The following is a 19448-nucleotide window of genomic DNA, read 5'->3' as shown; positions in this document are numbered from 1 at the left end:
TGGGTAGACGTGCGGACGTGCCTGCGGCGAGCGCGGCCGACCGGGCCGCGCCGATGCATCCCAGTGATCGCGAAGCGACCCTTTGCCACGCGCCGAGGTGAGCTCGCGCGCGCCGTTCGCGCAGTCGCAGTCGTTCTGCGTCGCGCGCGTCGCCGATCGGCAAGGTTTCGATGCGATGCGCATCTAGGATCGGTAAGAAAGCGGATCGATTGTTTCGATCGGAGCATTAGGCCGCGTCGATGACGATGCGCAAGCGGTACGTTCCGCACGGGTATCGAGCATGCGGGGCGGCCGCCGCGGCATGTATCGATTCGTGCATCGCAGCGCCGAGCCGGACGTTCGGACGAATTTCGTTCGTTTCCCGTTATGCGCGCCTCAAGGCGTTGTCTGCGTTGATCGGATTGTCGCGGCGCCGACGGCGACGCCTGAGATTCGAGTGGATCTTCTATGCGTTCGTAGCTGCCGAACGCTCACCGTTTTCGCAGGCCGTCGGTGCTGGGCGCCGCGTCGGCGCGACCTTGCGCATCGAGCGCGCACGAAGCCGCGATTGCGACTTTGGTCGCGCCCCGCCGCGACGTTTTCCTGTGCTGGAATCCATCGCGCCCGATCGCGCCACTGTCGCCCGGGCACACACGCCGGCCTCGCCGGCTTCCGCATCCGTCACCTGCAATGGAGTAAAACCAATGCGCACTTCCCTCCGCACCGCCGTGTTCTCCGCGCTCGCCGCCGCTTCGCTGATCAGCGGCGCCGCCGTCGCCCAGGGCGGCGTGCGCTACACCGAGACCATCACCCTGTACCCGGACGAGAACGACGGCGACGGCAAGCTGTATGCCGCGCTGGCCGCGAAGTGCGAGGCGCAGGGCCTGAGCCCGAGCGGCTTCGTCGTCACCTCGCGCGTCCACGACGGTTACGGTTTGGTGTGGTGGCACACCGGCGAGATCACCTGCGTCGGCAACTGATGCGGGCGCGGCCGCCGGCGTGTCCGGCGGCCGCTTCGAACATGGCCGCCGGCGGCTCAGCGCTGTCGCGGCGCAGGCCTCGCGGCGGTCCGCGGTTGCGCATCCGCCGCCAACGGCCGCACGTACGTCAGCAGGCTGGTCAGCAGCTTGCCCGGCTCCTCCCACTGCATCATGTGCGAGGAGCGTTCGAACCAGACGCCGCGCTTGTACGGCGCCCGCACCCGCGCGAGCCAGGCCGCGGTCGGCTGAGACGGCGTGGTGTAGTCGTGGCGGCCCATGAACATCACCACCGGGATCGGGAATTCGCGCACGCCGCTCATGTCCACGGCGAGGAACTCCGGCAGGATCCGGCCGAGCGTGAACACATTGCCCGCGTCCACCGCGGCGCGTTCGCAATCGTCCACATAGTCCGGCGATAGCCGCGCGGCGCGATAGAAGTACGGCGATTCGTCGCGGTAGGCGGTCAGGCCGCCGTAGTGCTGCGACCACTTGCGCGCGGCGATGATGCGTTCGCGGGTCACCGGCTGGTCGCCGGGGTAGGGCGCGATGGTCTTCATCTCCTCGACCGCGGCGGTGTTGCCGCGGGCCAGCGCCTGCTGCATGCCGTAGTCGAAGCTGAGCTTTTCGTTCTCCATCACCTTGATCGCCTGGCCGATGCCGACATAGGCGTAGAACAGGTCCGGCCGCTTGAGCGCGGCCTGCATGCCGACGATGGTCCCCCAACTGTGGCCGGCCAGCACGATCTTGCGCTTGCCGTAGCGCTGGCGTACGTACTGCGCGACCTCGATGGCGTCGTCGACATAGGTCGCGATGTGGATGGTGTCGGCGTAGCCCTGCGGGTCCTGCAGCGTGTAGGTCTTGCCGGCGCCGCGCTGGTCGTAGTTGACCACGGTGAAGTATTCCTCCAGCGGGCGCTGGAACTGCCACAGCGTGGGGATCAGCGGCGAGGCCGGGCCGCCGTGGACGAACAGCAGGATCGGGTTGTCGCGGTCCTGGCCGCGCACGTTGATCCATTGGCGGATGCCGCCGATCGGCGCGGCATAGGCCTCCTGGATGCCGCTGGGCGAATTGATGCGGTCGAGGTCCTCGATCACCGCGCGGGCGTCGGCGTACTTGGCGGTGTCCTGGCACTCGGCGGCGCCGGCGGGCGCGGCGCCGGCGGCGAGCAGCAGGGCGAGCAGGGCGGGAATGCGGGTCATGGCGTCGGTCCTGGCCGGGAGTCGCTATCTGAGATACCGGCGGCGCGGCGACGGTTGCACCGCGACGGCCGACGTCGCAGCGGCTACCGCCTGTAGGAGCGGCGCGAGCCGCGACCGCGACAATGCAATTGCATCGCTGCCTTCGCGATCGCTGCGTTGCCGCGGTCGCGGCTCGCGCCGCTCCTACAGGGGCTTACGGATGGATCGCGGGCGATACGCCCCCGCCTGTCCGTCGCCGCCGCAGACCCGCGTTGTACTTCTTTGTCGCCGCGCCGCCATCGCACTTTCGCGCCGCGCCCCCAGGAATCGACAGCGAAGGATTGCCTATGCACGAATCCGTCTTGCGCGCGGGCCCGGCCCGCGCCTGAAACGCGCGGGCGCGCGCTCGCGCCCGCTACCTCTGATCGCTTCGCGCTTCCCGTCTCGCGGGCCGCGCGCGGACGGCTGCGGCCGTGCGCGCGGCCTCCGGGGCCGGCGCGCCCGTCCCGCGGCGCGCCGGCTGTATCCGTGTGGTCCCACTCACTCAAGGAGCTGAACATGAATCGCCGCACTTTGCGTACCGCCCCGATCCGCTATGCGTTCGCCGCCGTGCTCGCCGCCGCCATGCCCGCGGCCCTGGCCGCGCCGCTGGATTGCGCCAACTACACCTCGGCCGTGACCCCCGCGCCGTACAACACCTGGACCGCGGTCGACGCCTACTGCCCGTCCGACCGCAGCGCCACCGGCGGCGGCTACTTCTTCCACGAGGGCAGCCTCGGCGTGCCCAACATCTGGGTCATGCACATCCCGCTGAGCAACGGCTGGCGCACCTGGGTCGACAACCAGAACGCCGGCCCGCGCAACGTGCAGACCTATGTGCGTTGCTGCAAGACGATCTGAACCGGCGCCCTTGGCGCCAACGAAAAAGGCGGCCGCGCGGCCGCCTTTTTCTTGGTCCGCGCCGCGCTCAGGGCAGCTTGGTGCCCTGGTCGGCCACCGCCAACCACTTGAAGCCGTCGTGGGTATAGGTGACCCCGGTCAGCGCGCGCTGGCGATAGCCCACGCGCGGAATCTCATAGACGGTTTCGTAGAGGATGTAGGCCGAGCGGCAGCCGTCGACCACGCGATAGCGCTCGGTCCAGCTCCACTTGGCCTCGCGGTCGCGGAAATGGCTGGCCAGCGCGGTCATGACCGCGTCGATGCCGGTGCGCACCGCGCCGCTGTCGAACACGGTCACCGCGCGTTCGTCGTGGCCGGCGCGGAAGGTCTCGGCGTCGTAGTCGCGGAAGGATTCCATGTCCACGCGCTGGGCCACCTCGAACTGGCGCGCGCACAGGCGGTGCAGGATGTTCTGCGCCGCCAGCGCGGGCGAGGCGTTGGCGGCATCGACGTTGTCGGCCGGGCCGGCGGCCGCGGCGCTGCCGGCGGCGCCGAGCAGGGCGGCGCAGGCGAGGACGAGGGTGGTACGCAAGACGGTGCGGTGCGGGACGGACATGGCGCGCTCCTGATCGCGGCGGATGGTGGACACACGCTAGCGGCGCGTCCGCGCCGGCGTTGTCCCGCGATCGCGGCGCCGTGTGCCCGCGCCCGGCATTGCGCGGCTTGCGCAGTCGCGGGCAGGCGAATGCGCAAGCGCGGTCAAGCCGGCCCCGGCGACGCCGGCAGCGACGGGCGCGACGGCGATCACAACCCGCGCGCGAGGTGACAGCCTCCACTGGTGCCGCATGACACCGACCGCTGCAATGCGCGCACGCGGCCGCAGCGCCGCCGTCGGGGCCGCGGGCGGAGCAGGGGAGCGCTCGCCATCGCGCGTCCCCGGCCCTCGCCGCGGCGCCGCGCGCCGCCACGCACCACAGCAGGGGAATCGCTTCTTGAACATCTCATTGCATCGTCTGACCGTGCAGGGTCCGGCCTGGCTGGCCGCGCTCGCCGTCGCCGCCGCGCTGGCCGCGCCCTCGATCGCATCGGCCGCCGCGCCGGTGCCAACGCCCGCGCGCATCGGCGCGCCGGGCCAGGCCCACGCCGGCTTGTTGTGGCCGGCCGATCCGACCGCGCGCTATTGCGAACCCGGCGCGCTCGCGTCCGGACCGGCGCAGGCTCCGGATCAGGCCTACGTGGTCCCGGCCGGCGACAACAGCGATTTCGACTTCGCCCGCGACGGCACGTTCTGGTTCGCGCCGGGCGAGCACACCCTCGGCGACCATATCTACGACCAGATCATCGCCCGTCCCGGCAACCGCTACATCGGCGCACCCGGCGCGATCCTGGACGGCAAGAACAAGAACCTCTACGCCTTCACCGGCGATGTCGCCGACGTCCAGATCCGCTACCTGACCATCCGCAACTTCGGTCGCGGCCGCGACAACTTCGACCAGGGCGTGGTCAACCACGACGCCGGCGCGAACTGGATCGTCGAGGACAACGCCATCGTCGACAACGACGGCGCCGGCGTGTTCCTCGGCAGCGGCAACCGGGTGCGGCGCAACTGCCTGAAGAACAACGGCCAGTACGGTTTCAGCATGTACCGCCCGCCGCTGCAGAGCCTGCCGCCGGGCGCGCAGAACCCGGTGCCGGGCCGCTCGGCCATCGTCGACATCGTGCTCGAGGACAACGAGATCGCCGGCAACAACACCGACGACTGGGAGAGCTCGACCCGTTGCGGCTGCACCGGCGGCGGCAAGTTCTGGGACGTGCGCGGCGCGGTGGTGCGCGGCAACTACGTCCACCACAACCGCGGCACCGGCCTGTGGGCCGACACCAACAACATCGATTTCCTGTTCGAGAACAACTTCGTCCGCGACAACGACGGCGTCGGCCTGTGGTACGAGATCAGTTACAACGCCACCATCCGCGCCAACACCTTCATCAACAATGGCTGGGTGTCCGGCAACGCCGACCGCGGCTCGCCGGCGCCGGCGATCTACCTGTCCGAATCCGGCGGCGACGCGCGCCTGCCGTCGGCGGTCAGCGGCTCGGACAAGCTGCTGATCCACGACAACTACTTCGAGAACAACTTCTCCGGCGTGTCGATCTACGAGAACGCCAACCGCTTCTGCAACTCCAACGGCAATACCAGTTCGGTGTACTGCACGCCGTTCGTGCATCCGGCGCTGATCGCGCGGCCGGACCCGCAGCACCCCAGCGTCTATCCGGCGCCGGTCAGCGACCAGCACCCGTGCTACACCGGCATCGGCAACGACGCCACGCTGCAGCGCGATTGCCGCTGGCGCGCGCAGAACATCGAAGTGACCGGCAACGAGTTCTACTTCGATCCGGCCGTGGTGCCGTGCGGGCTGTCGAGCTATTGCGGCGCGCAGGCGCTGTACGCCACCGGCGTGGACAACATCGCCTGGTCGCCGTACACGGTGAAGCAGGTGCAGGACGATGTGATGTTCCATAACGGCAACCGCTTCGCCAACAACCACTACTACGGCCCCTGGCGTTTCGCCAAGCGCTACGGCGAGGCGATCGGCTTCAGCGCCTGGCAGGCCGCGCCGTACCTGCAGGACGCCGGCAGCACCACCGACGGCGCGCCGTTCAACCTGATCGACGCGCCGACCGCGACCCTGGAAGAATCCATCGGCCTGTGGACGCCGTGGTACGGCAGCGCGGTGCAGCGCGCCGATGTCGGCCATTCCGGCGCGCACAGCCTGCAAGTGGTCGCCGAAGGCGGCTACTGGGGCGCGACCGTGGCCAACCATCCCGGTTACCTCGCCGACAACGGCGCCAAGCGCGTGAGCTTCTGGGTGCGCCACGTCGCCGGCACCGCGCCGCTGCCGGCCAATGCGCGCTTGCGCCTGCGCTGGCTCAAGGAGGACCGCACGCCGGCCACCGGCGATGAGGACACCTCTTTCAGCGATGTGTTCTTGAACGCGGGCAGCGACGAGTGGACCGCGGTGTCGGCGCTGGTGCAGCCGCCGGCGCTGACCGCGAGCGTGTGGGTGCAGCTGATCGGCTCGACCGATTCCAGCGGGCACGAGAACGCGAGCTTCCTGCTCGACGACCTCGTGCTGGAGGACGCGCCGCACTGAGCTTTCCCGGTCCTGTCGCCGACAGGCCAGCGGCCGCGCCACGCGCGGCCGCTTTTTTTTGCGCGCGTGGTTGCGGTCGCGGCCGCGGGCGTGTCCGTGGGCGTGTCCGCCGCCGCGGCCGTTTGGCGTACTTAGAAATGCCGCGCGGACAGCAAGCCCTCGCTGTTCCGCGAAATCCGTCACAAATGACGTGATGCATCGCGCGCCGCCCGCCGGATTGCGGGGACGGCCGGCGCGCGTCACCGCCTTCAGCCGACCGGACGGAACGATTCCATGAACGCGAGCCTTGCCGCAGCAACCACGCTGCCCGACGCCGGCGCTTACGCCGGCAACCCGACCCTCGATACCGATCTCACCCTGGCGCTGGCGATCGCATCGCGCGCCGCGTACGACTACTACCAGAATCCCGATCAACCGGTGACTGCGCCGCCCGGCTACGTCATGGTCGACCACTGGACCGGCTGGGACGCGCTGCTGCTCAGCGGCTCGATCGAATCCTTCGGCGTGGTGTTCCAGTCCTCGGCGCAACCGGATACCTGCATCTTCGCCTTCCGCGGCACCGATTCGGATCTCGACGCCTGGGAGGACGTGCACTTCATTCCCACCACGTTCGTCCCGACCGCGGGCAGCGTCAGCCCGACGCCGTGGGTGTCGTCGGGGTTCTACGGCATCTACGACACCCAGGGCGAGGGCATGACCGCATCGATGCGCGCGCAGTTGTTCGCGCTGCTGCACAAATACCAGCCGACCCAGCTCTACGTCACCGGCCACAGCCTCGGCGCGGCGCTGAGCCAGCTGTTCTCGCTGGACGTGGCGGTCAGCCGGCCGATGGGCGAGCGGCCGTTTTCCGCGTCCAACATCAATTTCGCCAGCCCGATGGTCGGCCTGGACAGCTGGGGCAGCGCGTACGCGAACCAGATCGACGCCAGCCTCAGCATCCGCGTGTACAACTACTGGGACTACGTGCCGTCGCTGCCGCCGTCGACGTTCGACTATTGCGCGGTCGGCACCGGCTTCCGCACGTCGTTCTATGTCGACAAGGAATGGTTCCCGCACCTGTTGGCGCGGCATGCGCTGTCGAACCTGACCGTGGTGCTGGACAACGCCTTGCCGCTGACGCCGCAGCAATGGCAGGGCAGTTTCCCCGATCAGGTCGCGGGCGAGACCTCGTGGACGATGGTGAGCACGTATCCGCCGGCCGGCGCCGACGTGCGCTGGGCCGATCAGGCGCAGACGCTGATGAAGGCGGAAGCGACCGCGGCGGTGAAGGCGGGTTGAGGGTTCGGCGGTGCGTCGCGAGCGCAGCGCAAGGCGTCGGGCCTGAAGGCCCTCCCACGACAGCGCGCGCGCTTGCCCAGTTTTTTGTGCGAGCGCCTTCATTCGACGCCGGGGCTTGTGTGGGAGGGCCTTCAGGCCCGACGCCTTGCGCTCGCATCGCCGCGCCGCCACCCGCCGCAAACCTTCACCCAGGCATCAATCCACCCACCCGTATAGTGGCCGCCGTTTTCCGCCACCCAGGTATCCGCCATGAGCCTCCGCGCCGCCTCCGTCCTCCTGCCGCTGGCGCTGCTCGCGCTGTCCGCCTGCAGCACGCCCTCCGAACCGGTCGCGACCAAATCCGACCCGATGCCGGCCGCCGAAGCCAAGGGCGTAGGTATGGCCAATCCGGCCTCGGTGAACTGCCAGAAGCTCGGCGGCCGGCTGGAGATCCGCACCGGCAAGGACGGCGGCCAGTACGGCCTGTGCCACCTGCCCGACGGCCGCGTCTGCGAAGAATGGGCGCTGATGCGCGACAACAAGTGCGAGAAGCCGGCGGAGTGAGTGCGTACGCGGTCGGACGAACTTCGTCCGGCCGCGCGTTTTAGTTCTCCGGGTATCGATCTCTCGCCGGCGTTGCGCGCGGCGGGCGCGGGCGCCGCGCGGGGTCGAAGCCGCCGGCCGCGAGCGCGGCCGCGCCGGCGCTCAGTCGCGTCCCAGCGCCGCGCGCAGGCCGGCGATTTCCAGCTTCAGCGCCTCGTTCTCTTCACTCAGTTCAGCCACGCGCTTGCGTAGCGCCTGCAGTTCCTCGCTCTCGTCCGCGTTGGCCACGAACCGCGCCGGCGCCGCCTCTTCCTCGACCTCCACCTGCGGCTTGGCCTCGCGCGGCTTGCGCTTGGATTCGCGCACGCGCTTGGCGGCCTGCTTGAGTTCGGCGCCGCCGGCCAGGGCCGCGGCGCGTTGTTCGTCTTCCGGCAAGGTCGCGACCGCGGCGGCGGCGTTGATCGAGATCGCGCCGGACTTGACCGCGGCCACCACTTCCGGCGCGGCCTGCTTGTGGATGGTCTCGATCATGCCGACCTGGCTGTTGCTCAGGCGCGCGGCCTTGGCCAGCGCCTGGCGGCTGTCCAGCGCCGGCGCCTGGAACGCGGCGTCGTCGGCCCACGGCGGCGCATCGCCGGCCGCGTCCGCGTCCGCGGCCGGCGCGGCGGCGGCCTCGGCTTCGGCCGCGCGCTCGGCTTCGGCGCGCGCGCGCCGTTCGCTCAGGATTTCGCGCTTGCGCAGCGCCAGCACGCCGCGCTGGAAGTCCGAGACGCTGCGCCGGCCCAGGTGCTGGTCGATCATCCACAGGTGAACGTCGTCGAGGGTCTTGAAGCGCTTGTTCTGCACGGTCTGGAACGGCAGCCCGTGCTGCTTGCAGATGCCGTAGCGGTTGTGGCCGTCGACCAGCACATCGCCCCACAGGATCAGCGCGTCGCGGCAGCCTTCGGCGAGCAGGCTGGCCTCCAGCGCCTCGTGCTCGTCCGGAGTCAGCGGGTCGATGTAGGCCTTGAGCGATTCGTTGATGACGATATCCATGCGGCGTGCGGCGTTCGGAACGGTGGGGGCGGGCATTGTAGGCAGTCGCGGCCGCCGCGTCAGGCCGGCCGGCGCGGCGCGCGCGGACCGGCGCGGGCCGGGGACGCGAGACGGCCCGCGGATCGGCGATACTGGCGCGGCCGCGAGTCCGCGGCGCCACGCCGAGGGGACGGATGCGGCAAAGTGCGATCGCAGCGATGGCCTGCTTCGCGTTGGCCTGGCCGGCGCCGGGCGCCGCCGGCGCGCACGGCATCAGCCTCGGCGCGGGCGAGGTGCCCAAGGGCTGGGCGGCGATCGCCGCGCCCGAGGACGCCGCGCAATGGCAGTGCGCGATCGACGCGCTGCGTCCCTGGCAGGTGTCGGCCGACGACGGCGAGCGCGTGCGCATCGCGCCGCCGCAGCCGGCGCCGCCGTTGCAGGTGGCGCTGGCCGACGGGGTGATGCGCGCCGCCGGCGACGGCCGGATCGAATGGAAGCCGCGCCAGGGCGCGGCGGCGAAGGCCGGCTTCGTGCTCAGCAACGCCGACCTGCGGCCCAAGGCCGCGACCGAGTTCGGCGGCGACGTGTTCCTGGCCGAGGGCCGCAGCCACGACGGCCGCCATGAGGGCGCGATCGTGCGCTTCGAGCGGCGCGACGCGCAGCGCTGGCGGATCCATCGCGCGCTCGAACTCGACGCGACGCCGGCCGCGGCGGTGCGCAGCGGCGAGCGCGACTGGGTGGTGTTGACCCAGACCGGCCTGGTCGCCATCGACCTGGCCGCGCAGCGGCAGCGGCCGCTGCACCGCAATCCGCGCTGGGCGCGGCTGCAGCCGCAGTCGCTGCAGGCCTCCGGCGCGGGTTGGCTGATCGGCACCGCGCACGGTCTGATCCGGCTGCAGCCGTTCGGCGAGCACTACAGCGAACAATGGCTGGTGCCGGAGAACTGCCGGCGCCTGGCCGCGCCGCAGTGCGGGTGCCGGCCGCAGCGGCTGGAGCGCTAGCGAAGACGACTTCACGATGCAGGCAGGCAACGGACGATGACGGCGACGACATGGATGCTGGCGGCTGCGGCCGCCGCGGTGGTGGCGACCGGCGGCGACGCGCCGCCGTCGGGCTGGGTGGCGGTCGATCCGCCGCGCTCCGAAGCGGCGTTGCGCTGCGCCAACTATTCGCAGCAGGAATGGTCGGTGCGGCGCGCGGCCGACGGCACGCCGGAGTTGGTCCAGGTCCGCCATGAGCATCGCTACCTGACGGTGCGGGAGCTGTTCGACGACGGCGCCTTGCTCGGTTACAACCGCGGCGAGTTCGGCGGCTGGATCGAATGGCTGCCGCGCGACGGCGGCGCGCGCTTCGAGCAGACGCAGGTCGATCCGGTCGCGGCGACGCGCTACCGCGGCGAGGCGGTGATCGCCGAGGGTCTCGCCCACTTGGACGCCAACCGCGGCTCGGTCCTGCGCTTCGAGCGCCGCGACGGGCGCAGCTGGCGCATCCACCGCCTCGCCGAACTCGACGCCGCGCCGGTGGCGGCGGTGCGGCGCGGCGACAAGGAATGGGTGCTGCTGTTGGTCGACGGGGTGGCGTCGGTGCAGTTGGACAGCGGCCAGGTCCGGCGCCTGCATCGCTCGCGCGATTGGCTGGGCAGCTATGTCGGCTCGATCCAGCCGCTCGGCGACGGCTGGCTGATCGGCGGGCGACGCGGGGCGATCCGGCTGGAAGCGACGGCCGACGGCGGTTATCGCGAACGCTGGTGGACGCCGGCGCGATGCGCGGTGCTGGAGCCCGTGTGCAGTTGCGCCGATTCGATTCCTTGAGCGCGGACGGCGGGACGTCGGCGTGGCGATCGCCTCAGCCGACGCGCCGATAGCGCGAGACCCAGTTGGTTTCCCAACTCGCGCCGCCATCGGCCGAATACGCCTGTTCCCATTGCACGCGGTCGGCGCCGATCCCGGTCCACAGCCCGCGCACCTTGACCGTCGCGCCGCGCAGTTGGCTCTCGCCGAAGAAGCGGCCTTCGCCGTCGGCGAAGCCGCCGATCATCGGCGGGCCGATGCGCTGCGGGTTGCGCGTGTCCAGCCACCAGTCGGCCCAACTGCGCGTGGCCGGGTCGAAGCTGCGCAGGGCCAGGCCGCGATAGGGCAGGCCGGGTCGGTTCACCACGCTTTCGTCGAACTGGGCGAGGCCGCCGAACAGCGACTGGGTCTGGCAGCGGCCGTCGAATTCCTCCCAGTCGCGGCTGTCCATCAGCCGTTCGCGCAGGCGGCGGTAGCGCACCTGCCAGGTGCCGAGGAAGAAGTCGAAGGCGCGCGCGGGATCGGCGCCGCGGGCGGAGTCGGAGACCGCCGGCGCGGCGGCCGTGGCCGCGGCGGGCAGCGCGGCCGCGACGGCGGCGAGCAACGGCGCGCGCAGCAGCAGGCGGCGGGACGGGTCGTGGAGGTCGGGCATGCGCGGTCCTGGCGGTGTGGGCGGATCAGCGGCGCGCGGCGTGTCGGTGCGCGGCTCGTCGGCGTGCGGCTCGTCTGAGTGCGACTCGTCTGAGTGCAACTCGTCGGAGTGCGGCTCGTCGGAGTGCAACTCTTCAGCGTCGAACTCAGCCCGCGCTTTCGCCCAAGCGGGTGTCGGTGGCGAGCCAGTTGACTTGCCACTGGCGGCGGCCGTCGGCGGAGACGGCTTGTTCGAACAGGCAGCGGTCCGGGCGCGGGCAGTGGATGCGAAAGCGCACCCGGACCGGTCGGCCGTCGATGCGGTCGTCGCCGAAGAATTCGCCGCGGCCGTCGACGAAGCGGCCGGCCAGCGGCGCGGTCAGGGCGCCGTCGCCCAGGTTGGCGTAGTGGATCCGCCATTGCCGCGGGGCCGGTTCGTACAGTCGCAGGGCGACGCCATCGATGCGCCCGGCCGGGCCGGCCACGGCCAGTTCGGCGAGATTGGCGCGGCCGCCGTGCACGGCGACGACGCGGGTGGTGCCGGTGTACTCCAGCCACCGCGGCGCGGCGCCCGGCGACCGCGCCAGGCGCCGCACGTGGGTGCGCCACAGTCCGGTTTCGAAATCGAAATCGCGTTGGCCGTCGCGTTGGGTAGCGGCCGGCGTCGCCGCGGCCTGGGCGAGGCAGGCAGGCGGCCAGGCCAGCGCGAGCAGCGCGGCGAGGGCGCCGGCGTACAGCGCCGAGGTCGGGCGGCGGGCAACTTGCAACGATGGCATCGGCGCGGCTCCCGGGGCGGTCGCCGCCACTGTGCGGCGCGCCGCCGAGCCGCCTCAAGGGCCACTTACGGACTCGGCGCGCAGGCCATTTCGCTTCGGCCGCCGCGCGCGCTAGGCTGGCGGCTGGACGCAAGGAGATGCGCATGCGCATGAAACGGATCGTCGTCGCCTGCTGCCTGGCCGCGGCCTGCGCGGCGTGTTCGGACCGCGGCACCGGCCCGGGCCGCAGCGCGACCGCCGCGCCACCGCCCGCCGCCGCCGCGGCCACGCCGTTGCCGCCGCAAGCGCGCGAGTACCGCAGCGACCACTACGCCATCTTCAGCGCCGCCACGCCGGCGCAGACCGTGCGCGTGGCGACCGCGGTGGAGGCCTTGTACCGCGCCTACGGCGAGTTCTTCGCCTTGCCGCCGGCGCCGGCCGACACCCGCCTGCGCCTGATCCTGTATCGCGACCGCGCCCAGTTCTCCGCGTTCAACACCTCGATGCCGTGGGCCGAGGCCTACTACCGCACGCCGTACTGCCACGCCTATTTCGATCAGGACTCGGACAGCCCCTATCACTGGATGCTGCACGAGGCCACCCACCAGCTGCATGCCGAGCGCGCCGGCTACGCGCGGGCGAAGTGGATAAACGAAGGCGTGGCCAGCTATTTCGGCGCGAGCCGGTTCGACGGCGCGCGGCTGCGGCCGGGCACGATCGACCCCGGCGCGTATCCGATCTGGTGGCTGCCGGACCTGGCGCTGTCGGGCTCGCTCGAACGCGACCTGCGCTCGGGCCTGTTGATCCCGCTACGGCAGTTGATCGACAACAGCGGGCCGCCGATCGGCGGGCGCCATCTCAACGTCTATTACATCGAGTACTGGAGCCTGTCGCACTTCCTGTTCCACTACGACGGCGGCCGCTACGCCGCGGCCTATCGCCGGCTGCTGCGCGGCCGCGGCACGCTGGCCGAGTTCGAGCGCGAACTAGGGCCGGTGCACGCGATCCAGGCGCAGTGGTACGCCTATCTGCTGGAAAAGCGCGCCGAGGTGGCCGACGGCGGCGCGCTGGCGGAGGCGACGCCGGTGCGGCGCTGAACGCGACATCGGCGAACGCGCGCGCCGATGCCGCTGCGCACGCGCTCCGGGTTTTCCGCATCCGCGTCCGCATTCGCGCCGGACGTGACGGATGCGGCGGCGATGGACTCGGCAGCCGCATCATCGGAAAACAATCCGCGGCCGTCGTTGACAGTGCGCGCGGCGCAGCTTTGAATTCCCCCGGCCCGGCCGATGCGCGAGTCACAACGATTTCTTTTGGCCGGCCCCATTATTTCTTGCATCGGCCGCGCGGCCGCATGCGCGGCGCGGCGGCTGCGGCCGCCCGTCTTCACCGGATCGGCCTCGGCCGTTCTCATCGATTGGAACCGCCATGGCCCACACCCGCATCAACCTCGGCGCGCTCAAGGCTTTCGAGGCCGCCGCGCGCGCGCTCAGCCTGACCCGCGCGGCCGACGAGCTCAACGTCACCCAGGCCGCGGTCAGCCATCAGGTGCGCTTGCTGGAAAACCAACTCGGGGTCGAGTTGTTCCGCCGCCTGCCGCGCGGACTGGCGCTGACCGACGAGGGCCTGGGCCTGCTGCCGGCGATCCAGGAAGCGTTCGACCGCATCGACAGCGCGCTCGACCGGGTCGGCGACGGCCTGGCGCGCGAAGTGGTGCATGTCGGCGCGGTCGGCACCTTCGCCAGCGGTTGGCTGCTGCCGCGGCTGGCCGAATTCGCGCGCCTGCATCCGTCGGTGGACGTGCGGGTCAGCACCCACAACAACCGGGTCGATCCGGCCGCCGAAGGCCTCGACTACGCGGTGCGCTTCGGCCGCGGCACCTGGCCCGGGATGGAAAGCAAGTTCCTGCGGGCCGCGCCGCTGACCCCGCTGTGCACCCCGGCGATCGCCCAGCAACTGCGCGACCCGGCCGAACTGGCGCGCTTCCCCTTGCTGCGCTCGTACTTCGTCGACGACTGGCGGCTGTGGTTCGAAGCCGCGCACGCGGTGCCGTGCGGTCCGATCAACGGCGCGATCTTCGACTCCTCGGTGACCATGGTGCAATGCGCGTTGCAGGGCCTGGGCGTGGCCTTGGCGCCGCCGTCGATGTTCGCGCGCGAGATCGCCCAGGGCCTGCTGGTGCAGCCCTTCGACACCGCCCTGGACGCCGGCGGCTACTGGCTGACCCGGCTGGCGTTGAAGCCCGCCGGCGACGGCGCGTCGGCGTTCGCGGGGTGGCTGGAGCGGGCTTGCGCGGAGTGAGGCGCGGCGCGAGCGCAGCGATAGGGCGCGAATGCGTGCGATGCGGCGGCGTTGGGCGCGCTCGCCGTTGGCGATGAAGCCGCGGCTTCACTAAGACAATCGCGCGAGACCACTGCTGTGGTCATCGCGGCGAACGCTGGAATGCGCACCGCTGCGGCGACCGTCGGAGTGCGCGTCGCTCGCGCGCGGGCCGGCCGAACCCGCCCTCGGGCCAGTCGCCGGCGTCGTCTTTTCAGGCCAGCGTCTTCGCCAGCAGCCACAGCATCGCGTTTCGCGTGCGCCGCGCATCCGCGCCCGCATCGATCTCCAGCGCCGCGCGGTCGAAACCGGCCGAGAGCAGGCGGGCGAGGGCGGCGATGTCGACGTTCGCATCGCCCAGCGCCTCGGCCAATCCTTCCTGCAAGGCGCTGCCGGCGTTGGCCTCGTCGATCGCCAGCGCCTGCTCCGCGCCGAGCACCGCCGGCGCGTCGATCAACAACAGCCGGGTCCGGCCGGGCACGGTCATGCTGTCCAGGTAGGCCTCGGCGCCGCGCAGCAGGGCCGCTCGCGCGGGCAGGCCGGCGGGGGCGGCGGCGAGGATGGCCTCGCGCACGGCTTCGGCCTCCGCCTCCAGCACGTGCCGGAACAATTCGCGCTTGTCGGCGAAGTGGTGGTACAGCGCGCCGCGGGTCACGCCGGCCGCGGCGACGACGTCGGGAGTGGAGGTGTCGGCGTAGCCGCGGGCGACGAACAGGGCGCGGGCGGCGTCGAGTAGGGCGCGACGGGTGCCTTCGGTGCGTTCGCGATTGCTGCGCCCCGCGCGGGCGGGCGTGCGGCGGCGGTCGGCGGATTCCATACATGCAGCCTGTATGTTAATGTGGAATTACATGCAGACTGTATGTAAAAGCCTCCGGCACCGACAAGCCCACCCCGCCAGGAACCGACGCCCATGAAGATCGCCAGCTTCTACCCCGTGCTCATGACCGCCGACGTCGCCGCCACCGCGGCCTTCTACCGGACCCATTTCGGCTTCGTCGCGCTGTTCGAGGCCGACTGGTACGTGCACCTGCAATCGGCCGACGACCCGTCGGTGAATCTGGCCGTGCTCGACGGCGACCACGCCACCATCCCCGAGTCCGGCCGCGGCCGGGTCGGCGGCCTGTTGCTGAACTTCGAAGTCGAGGACGTCGACGCGGTCCACGCGCGCCTGGTCGCCGCCGGCCTGCCGGTGCTGCTGAGCCTGCGCGACGAGGCCTTCGGCCAGCGCCACTTCATCACTGCCGATCCCAACGGCGTGCTGCTCGACATCATCACTCCGATCGCGCCAAGCGCGGAGTTCGCCGCGCAGTACGCGGACGGCGCGTTGCCGGCTTGAACGAGGTCGCGGGTCGAAGCCTGGCGGCCGCTCAGCCGGCGTCGGCCTGCGCACGCATCAACTCGCGGCGACCACGCCCGTCGCCAGCGCCGCCGCTTCGTCGGCGAACATCGCCATCGCGGTGTTCATGCGCTTGAAGCCCAGGCGCAGGTAGAAGCCCTCCTTGCCGGGGTTGGCGTACAGCAGGATCTTGCGATGGCCGTGCGCGCGCCGCACCAGCGATTCGACGATGGCCTTGCCCAGGCCGGTTCCCTGTTGCTGCGGATGCACGGCGATGTCGCTGAGGTAGGCGCAGTCCACGCGGTCGGCGAGCGCGCGGCCGGCGCCGACCAGGCGCCCGTCGGCGTAGACCAGGGCCACATAGCGGCTGTTGCCGAACGCGGTGCGCAGGTAATCCGGGCTCTTTTCGCCGAGCGGCGCGATCCGGTACAGCGCGGACAGTTCGTCCCAGTCGACGTCGCGAAGATGGTCGATCCATTGCATGGCACGCGCTCCCGTTCGTTGGGTTTCGAAGGCGGCGCGGGCGCCGCCGGACATTCACTGCGCTTCGCGCCGCGCCAGCCATACGCCGGCCAGGATCAGCGCGCCGGCCGCCGCCATCGGCGCGGTCACCGGTTCGTCCAGCAGCAGCCAGGCCCAGGCCACGCCGAACAGCGGAATCAGGTAAGTGACCAGCGAGGTGCGGGCCGCGCCGATGCGCGCCACCAGCCGGTAGAACAGCGCGTAGGCCAGGCCGGTGCAGAGCAGCCCCAGCAGCAGCGCCGCGCCCCAGGCGCGCGCGCCGATCGCTTGCGTCGGCCACTGCGCCAGCGCCGCCGGCAGCATCAGCAGCGCCGCGCTGAGCAAGGTCGCGCTGGCCACCGCCGCCGGCGGCAGGCCGCCGAGATGGCGGCGCACCAAGTGCAGGCCGACGCCGTACAGGAACGCCGCCGCGCACCCCGCCGCGACCGCCCAGCCGATCGCCGCGCCGGCGCCGCCGCTCTTGCCCGCGGCCAGCACGCCGACGCCGGCGAAACCGCCGAGCAGCGCCAGCGCGCGGCGCGTGCCGATCTTCTCGCCGAAGCACGCGAAGCCGACCAGCGCGGCGAACAGCACGGTCATGGCGCTGGTGATCGCGCCGATCCCGGCCGGCGCGCGTTCGGCGCCCCAGGCGAACAGCACGAACGGCACCGCCGAGTTGATCGCGCCGACCAGCGCCAGCTTCGGCCACAGCCGCAGCGGGAATTGCGCCCGCGCGCGCCACAACAGCGGCGCCAGCACCAGCCCGCCCAGCGCCAGCCGCAGTTCGACCAGCGCCAGCGGCCCGAACGCCGGCGCGGCCACGCGCATGAACAGGAACGAGATGCCCCAGATCGCGGCCAGCGCGGGCAGTTCCAGCGCATCCAGGCGCAGGCGGGCGGCGAATCCGGTGGGGGCGAGGATGGCGTTCATGGCGGCTCGGCTGCGCGGTGGTGGGGTCACTTTAGGCAGCCTCTGGCTCTATATAGAGTCCAGATATTTCTAATTTGATGGAGCCAGATTGCGCGAGAGCGTCTCCCCGCGGTGCAGCCCGCCTGGATGCGGCGGTGTCGTTTCCCGGCGGTGGATGCTGGCGAGGTACACCGCAGCTGCACGTCGCCCCGGTCGTGCGAAAGCATGGCTGCGCTGCGACGAAGTTGTCGCTACATGGCACGTCAAGAACTTCTCTAGCGCACGAAGCCGGTGCACTGACACAATGCCCCGGCGCTGCGCAGGGGGCGGCGCGCGGGGCGGCAGGGGACGTTGCGGCCGCTCTGCGGCGATGCGCGGCGCAGGCCGCTCGCGAGCGCGGCCTCTTGCGATGCGAATCCGCGCGCCACGACGGCGCTGCCGCCGCCTGCCATCACAAGGATCGTTCGATGTCGCCCTCTGCCCGTTCCACCCGCCGCGCCCTGCTGGCGCTCGCCTGTTCCCTGGCCTGCCTGTCGGCCGCGCACTCGCAGCCCGCGCCGGCGGCCGCGTCCCAGCCCGCCGCCAAGGCCGGGCCCGCGGCCGCCAAGCCCACCGCCAAGCCGTCCGCGGGCAAGCCATCCGAAGGCCGGCCGTCCGAAGGCAAGCCGTCCGAAGGCAAGCCGTCTGCATCGCCGCTGTCGCCGGCCGATCGCGCCTACATCGAGCGGATCGGCGAGGTCGAAGCGCTGGTCGACGACGAAGCCCGCTGCAAGGGCTATCCGGACCTGCCCGACAACCAATGGCTGGCCGGCGCCGCGCAGGGGCGCTGCAGCCTGCTGCGCAAGCCGGCGTGGTCGCTGGACCAGATCGATCGGTTGCTCGGCGAGAAGGACGGCGCGGCCGAACTCGACCGGCGCTTCGCCGAGCTGCTGGACCAGCACTACCGCGTGCAGGCCCAGCGCGAGCAGATCTTCCGCGCGTTCAAGGCCTTCGACGCCAGCGCGCGCGCCGGCGAAACCGCGCAGCGCTGGTTGCGCGCGTCGCCGCGCAGCGCCTACGCGCGCGTCGCCGTGGCCAGCCATTACCAGACCATCGGCGAGGACGCGCGCGGTATTTCCGCGCTGAGCCAGGTCGGCGACGCGCAGCGGCAGGACATGCAGTCGCAGTTCGCCAAGGCGCTGCCGCTGTACGACCAGGCGCTGGAACTGGAACCGCGGCTCAGCGTCGCCTGCGTGCAGCAGATGGCGATCGGCCGGCATCTGTCGCAGGAGCTGTGGCAGCGCGCGAGCGAGCGTTGCCGCGCGATCGATCCGGATTCCTACTACGTGGTCTATGGCCGCATCCTCGCCTCGCAGCCCAACTGGGGCGGCTCGATGCAGGCGCTGCGCGAGGCGGTCGAGGACGCGCGCCAGCGCGCGCCGCGCAATCCGATCCTGGGCGCGGTGGTCGGCGAAGCCGAGGGCTTCCCGGTCTCGCCGATCTCCGGCGCGCCGATGGTGGCGGCGGAACTGGCGCGGGTATCGAAGCTGGCGCCCAGCGGCACCTTGATGAGCTATGCCGCGCGCGCCTACGGCCACGACGGCGATCACTGGCGCACCTTCGTCTACGCCTCGCAGGCGGTGCGTTTCTGGCCGCACAACGCCGAGTTCCGCAACTTGCGCGCGACCGCGCTGATGATGCTGAACATCCCGGGCTGGGCGGCGATCGACCTGGAACAGGCGGTGCGCGACGCGCCCCGCGACCCCGACGTGCGCGCGCAACTGATCAAGGTGCTGACCCTGGCCGGCCGCGCCGACGACGCCATCGCGCAGTTGCCGTCGCTGCGGGCCTTGTCGCCGCAGGAGGCCGCGCGCACCCGGTTCTTCGTCTGCGGGCAACTGGCGCAGGGGCCGCAGTACGGCGCGACCGCGGTGCGCTGCGTCAACGAACTCGTCGCCGAGGCGCCGGAGATCTACGAGGCGACCCAGATGCGCGCGTTCGTGCTGTTGCAGGCGCGCGATCCCGGCGCCGCGGCGGCGATCGACGCGGTGCTGGATTGGCCCGATCCGGACGGCAGCGCGCACGTGCGCGCGGCCAAGGAGCGCGCGCGGATGTGGAAGGCCGACCTGGAGACGAACAAGGCCGCGTTGCCGGTGCGCTAGGCGCGCGCGGGCGGGTCGCCGCGGCGGCCCGCCGGCTCAACGCGCCATGTCGCCGCGCCATGTCGCCGCGCCATGTCGCCGCGCC

The 19448-nt window shown here is 71.5% G+C and carries 20 protein-coding genes; 11 read left to right on the top strand and 9 right to left on the bottom strand.

Annotation, left to right across the window (positions count from 1 at the left end):
• The first annotated feature begins 683 nt into the window (after positions 1-683).
• Complete coding sequence (locus RDV84_RS22035) at positions 684-959, top strand: hypothetical protein (RefSeq protein ID WP_057947219.1); 276 nt, start codon at positions 684-686, stop codon at positions 957-959.
• Positions 960-1015: 56 nt separating this feature from the next.
• Here the strand turns inward: RDV84_RS22035 and RDV84_RS22030 are convergent, their stop codons facing one another.
• On the bottom strand, positions 1016-2158 hold the full coding sequence (locus RDV84_RS22030; protein ID WP_309151599.1) for an alpha/beta fold hydrolase: 1143 nt from the start codon (positions 2156-2158) through the stop codon (positions 1016-1018).
• 537 nt (positions 2159-2695) lie between these two features.
• Here RDV84_RS22030 and RDV84_RS22025 point away from each other — a divergent pair.
• The gene (locus tag RDV84_RS22025; RefSeq protein ID WP_057947221.1) at positions 2696-3037 is read left to right on the top strand and encodes a hypothetical protein; all 342 of its coding nucleotides are present in this window, start codon (positions 2696-2698) and stop codon (positions 3035-3037) included.
• Positions 3038-3104: 67 nt separating this feature from the next.
• On the opposite strand, the gene RDV84_RS22020 is transcribed toward RDV84_RS22025, so the two are convergent.
• Positions 3105-3632: a hypothetical protein gene (locus tag RDV84_RS22020; protein ID WP_250443054.1), complete on the bottom strand. Its 528-nt coding sequence runs from the start codon at positions 3630-3632 to the stop codon at positions 3105-3107.
• Positions 3633-4008: 376 nt separating this feature from the next.
• Here RDV84_RS22020 and RDV84_RS22015 point away from each other — a divergent pair, with 376 nt between their 5' ends.
• From RDV84_RS22015 to RDV84_RS22005, 3 genes are all read left to right on the top strand, one after another.
• Positions 4009-6168, top strand: coding sequence for a right-handed parallel beta-helix repeat-containing protein (locus RDV84_RS22015; protein WP_309151598.1), 2160 nt, complete (start codon positions 4009-4011; stop codon positions 6166-6168).
• Between the two features lie 273 nt (positions 6169-6441).
• On the top strand, positions 6442-7446 hold the full coding sequence (locus RDV84_RS22010; RefSeq protein ID WP_309151597.1) for a lipase family protein: 1005 nt from the start codon (positions 6442-6444) through the stop codon (positions 7444-7446).
• A 249-nt stretch (positions 7447-7695) separates the two neighbouring features.
• A complete protein-coding gene (locus RDV84_RS22005; protein WP_309151596.1) occupies positions 7696-7989 on the top strand; it encodes a putative hemolysin in 294 nt (97 codons plus the stop codon).
• Positions 7990-8130: 141 nt separating this feature from the next.
• On the opposite strand, the gene RDV84_RS22000 is transcribed toward RDV84_RS22005, so the two are convergent.
• The gene (locus RDV84_RS22000; RefSeq protein WP_057947226.1) at positions 8131-9003 is read right to left on the bottom strand and encodes a ParB N-terminal domain-containing protein; all 873 of its coding nucleotides are present in this window, start codon (positions 9001-9003) and stop codon (positions 8131-8133) included.
• Positions 9004-9200: 197 nt separating this feature from the next.
• On the opposite strand from RDV84_RS22000, the gene RDV84_RS21995 reads away from it, so the two are divergent.
• Both RDV84_RS21995 and RDV84_RS21990 read left to right on the top strand, forming a co-directional pair.
• Positions 9201-9983 carry a hypothetical protein gene (locus tag RDV84_RS21995; protein ID WP_309151595.1) on the top strand — a complete coding sequence of 261 codons (783 nt, stop codon included), beginning with the start codon at positions 9201-9203 and terminating at the stop codon, positions 9981-9983.
• A 36-nt stretch (positions 9984-10019) separates the two neighbouring features.
• Positions 10020-10793, top strand: coding sequence for a hypothetical protein (locus RDV84_RS21990; RefSeq protein ID WP_309151594.1), 774 nt, complete (start codon positions 10020-10022; stop codon positions 10791-10793).
• A gap of 34 nt (positions 10794-10827) precedes the next feature.
• Here RDV84_RS21990 and RDV84_RS21985 read toward each other — a convergent pair whose 3' ends face one another.
• Positions 10828-11424, bottom strand: a complete 597-nt coding sequence (locus tag RDV84_RS21985; protein ID WP_309151593.1) for a hypothetical protein — start codon at positions 11422-11424, stop codon at positions 10828-10830.
• A 145-nt stretch (positions 11425-11569) separates the two neighbouring features.
• Positions 11570-12178 carry a hypothetical protein gene (locus RDV84_RS21980; protein ID WP_309151592.1) on the bottom strand — a complete coding sequence of 203 codons (609 nt, stop codon included), beginning with the start codon at positions 12176-12178 and terminating at the stop codon, positions 11570-11572.
• Between the two features lie 149 nt (positions 12179-12327).
• Here RDV84_RS21980 and RDV84_RS21975 point away from each other — a divergent pair, with 149 nt between their 5' ends.
• Positions 12328-13254 (top strand): hypothetical protein, encoded by a 927-nt coding sequence (locus tag RDV84_RS21975; protein WP_309151591.1) that lies wholly within the window; start codon positions 12328-12330, stop codon positions 13252-13254.
• Here RDV84_RS21975 and RDV84_RS21970 read toward each other — a convergent pair.
• Positions 13182-13571, bottom strand: a complete 390-nt coding sequence (locus tag RDV84_RS21970) for a hypothetical protein (protein WP_309151590.1) — start codon at positions 13569-13571, stop codon at positions 13182-13184. The two genes, RDV84_RS21975 and RDV84_RS21970, sit on opposite strands and share 73 nt — an antisense overlap.
• Positions 13572-13585: 14 nt before the next feature.
• Between RDV84_RS21970 and RDV84_RS21965 the strand changes: the two genes are divergently transcribed.
• Complete coding sequence (locus RDV84_RS21965; protein ID WP_057947232.1) at positions 13586-14458, top strand: LysR family transcriptional regulator; 873 nt, start codon at positions 13586-13588, stop codon at positions 14456-14458.
• A gap of 232 nt (positions 14459-14690) precedes the next feature.
• On the opposite strand, the gene RDV84_RS21960 is transcribed toward RDV84_RS21965, so the two are convergent.
• Positions 14691-15293 (bottom strand): TetR/AcrR family transcriptional regulator, encoded by a 603-nt coding sequence (locus RDV84_RS21960; RefSeq protein WP_309151589.1) that lies wholly within the window; start codon positions 15291-15293, stop codon positions 14691-14693.
• A gap of 93 nt (positions 15294-15386) precedes the next feature.
• On the opposite strand from RDV84_RS21960, the gene RDV84_RS21955 reads away from it, so the two are divergent.
• Positions 15387-15812, top strand: coding sequence for a VOC family protein (locus tag RDV84_RS21955; RefSeq protein WP_309151588.1), 426 nt, complete (start codon positions 15387-15389; stop codon positions 15810-15812).
• 57 nt (positions 15813-15869) lie between these two features.
• Here the strand turns inward: RDV84_RS21955 and RDV84_RS21950 are convergent, their stop codons facing one another.
• Both RDV84_RS21950 and RDV84_RS21945 read right to left on the bottom strand, forming a co-directional pair.
• Positions 15870-16295, bottom strand: coding sequence for a GNAT family N-acetyltransferase (locus RDV84_RS21950; RefSeq protein ID WP_309151587.1), 426 nt, complete (start codon positions 16293-16295; stop codon positions 15870-15872).
• Between the two features lie 54 nt (positions 16296-16349).
• A complete protein-coding gene (locus tag RDV84_RS21945) occupies positions 16350-17243 on the bottom strand; it encodes a DMT family transporter (RefSeq protein ID WP_309151586.1) in 894 nt (297 codons plus the stop codon).
• 446 nt (positions 17244-17689) lie between these two features.
• Here RDV84_RS21945 and RDV84_RS21940 point away from each other — a divergent pair, with 446 nt between their 5' ends.
• Entirely contained in the window at positions 17690-19363 is a 1674-nt protein-coding gene (locus RDV84_RS21940) for a tetratricopeptide repeat protein (protein ID WP_309151585.1), read from the top strand.
• Positions 19364-19448 lie beyond the last annotated feature (85 nt).

Origin of the sequence: Lysobacter yananisis, from assembly GCF_031199375.1 — a bacterium.
GTDB classification, from domain to species: Bacteria; Pseudomonadota; Gammaproteobacteria; order Xanthomonadales; family Xanthomonadaceae; genus Lysobacter; species Lysobacter yananisis.
The sequence above is the reverse complement of the archived record's forward strand: the minus strand, read 5'-3'. Positions and strand labels throughout refer to the sequence as shown.

What these genes read in the sequence shown, in the direction of transcription:
- RDV84_RS21950 (WP_309151587.1), bottom strand. Translation starts at nt 16,295, where the DNA reads ATGCAATGGATCGACCATCTTCGCGACGTCGACTGGGACGAACTGTCC.
- RDV84_RS21940 (WP_309151585.1), top strand. Translation starts at nt 17,690, where the DNA reads ATGTCGCCCTCTGCCCGTTCCACCCGCCGCGCCCTGCTGGCGCTCGCC.
- RDV84_RS22035 (WP_057947219.1), top strand. Translation starts at nt 684, where the DNA reads ATGCGCACTTCCCTCCGCACCGCCGTGTTCTCCGCGCTCGCCGCCGCT.
- RDV84_RS21990 (WP_309151594.1), top strand. Translation starts at nt 10,020, where the DNA reads ATGACGGCGACGACATGGATGCTGGCGGCTGCGGCCGCCGCGGTGGTG.
- RDV84_RS21980 (WP_309151592.1), bottom strand. Translation starts at nt 12,178, where the DNA reads ATGCCATCGTTGCAAGTTGCCCGCCGCCCGACCTCGGCGCTGTACGCC.
- RDV84_RS22020 (WP_250443054.1), bottom strand. Translation starts at nt 3,632, where the DNA reads ATGTCCGTCCCGCACCGCACCGTCTTGCGTACCACCCTCGTCCTCGCC.
- RDV84_RS21945 (WP_309151586.1), bottom strand. Translation starts at nt 17,243, where the DNA reads ATGAACGCCATCCTCGCCCCCACCGGATTCGCCGCCCGCCTGCGCCTG.
- RDV84_RS22000 (WP_057947226.1), bottom strand. Translation starts at nt 9,003, where the DNA reads ATGGATATCGTCATCAACGAATCGCTCAAGGCCTACATCGACCCGCTG.
- RDV84_RS21965 (WP_057947232.1), top strand. Translation starts at nt 13,586, where the DNA reads ATGGCCCACACCCGCATCAACCTCGGCGCGCTCAAGGCTTTCGAGGCC.
- RDV84_RS21955 (WP_309151588.1), top strand. Translation starts at nt 15,387, where the DNA reads ATGAAGATCGCCAGCTTCTACCCCGTGCTCATGACCGCCGACGTCGCC.
- RDV84_RS21960 (WP_309151589.1), bottom strand. Translation starts at nt 15,293, where the DNA reads ATGGAATCCGCCGACCGCCGCCGCACGCCCGCCCGCGCGGGGCGCAGC.
- RDV84_RS22005 (WP_309151596.1), top strand. Translation starts at nt 7,696, where the DNA reads ATGAGCCTCCGCGCCGCCTCCGTCCTCCTGCCGCTGGCGCTGCTCGCG.
- RDV84_RS21985 (WP_309151593.1), bottom strand. Translation starts at nt 11,424, where the DNA reads ATGCCCGACCTCCACGACCCGTCCCGCCGCCTGCTGCTGCGCGCGCCG.
- RDV84_RS22030 (WP_309151599.1), bottom strand. Translation starts at nt 2,158, where the DNA reads ATGACCCGCATTCCCGCCCTGCTCGCCCTGCTGCTCGCCGCCGGCGCC.
- RDV84_RS22025 (WP_057947221.1), top strand. Translation starts at nt 2,696, where the DNA reads ATGAATCGCCGCACTTTGCGTACCGCCCCGATCCGCTATGCGTTCGCC.
- RDV84_RS22010 (WP_309151597.1), top strand. Translation starts at nt 6,442, where the DNA reads ATGAACGCGAGCCTTGCCGCAGCAACCACGCTGCCCGACGCCGGCGCT.
- RDV84_RS21995 (WP_309151595.1), top strand. Translation starts at nt 9,201, where the DNA reads ATGGCCTGCTTCGCGTTGGCCTGGCCGGCGCCGGGCGCCGCCGGCGCG.
- RDV84_RS21970 (WP_309151590.1), bottom strand. Translation starts at nt 13,571, where the DNA reads ATGAGAACGGCCGAGGCCGATCCGGTGAAGACGGGCGGCCGCAGCCGC.
- RDV84_RS21975 (WP_309151591.1), top strand. Translation starts at nt 12,328, where the DNA reads ATGAAACGGATCGTCGTCGCCTGCTGCCTGGCCGCGGCCTGCGCGGCG.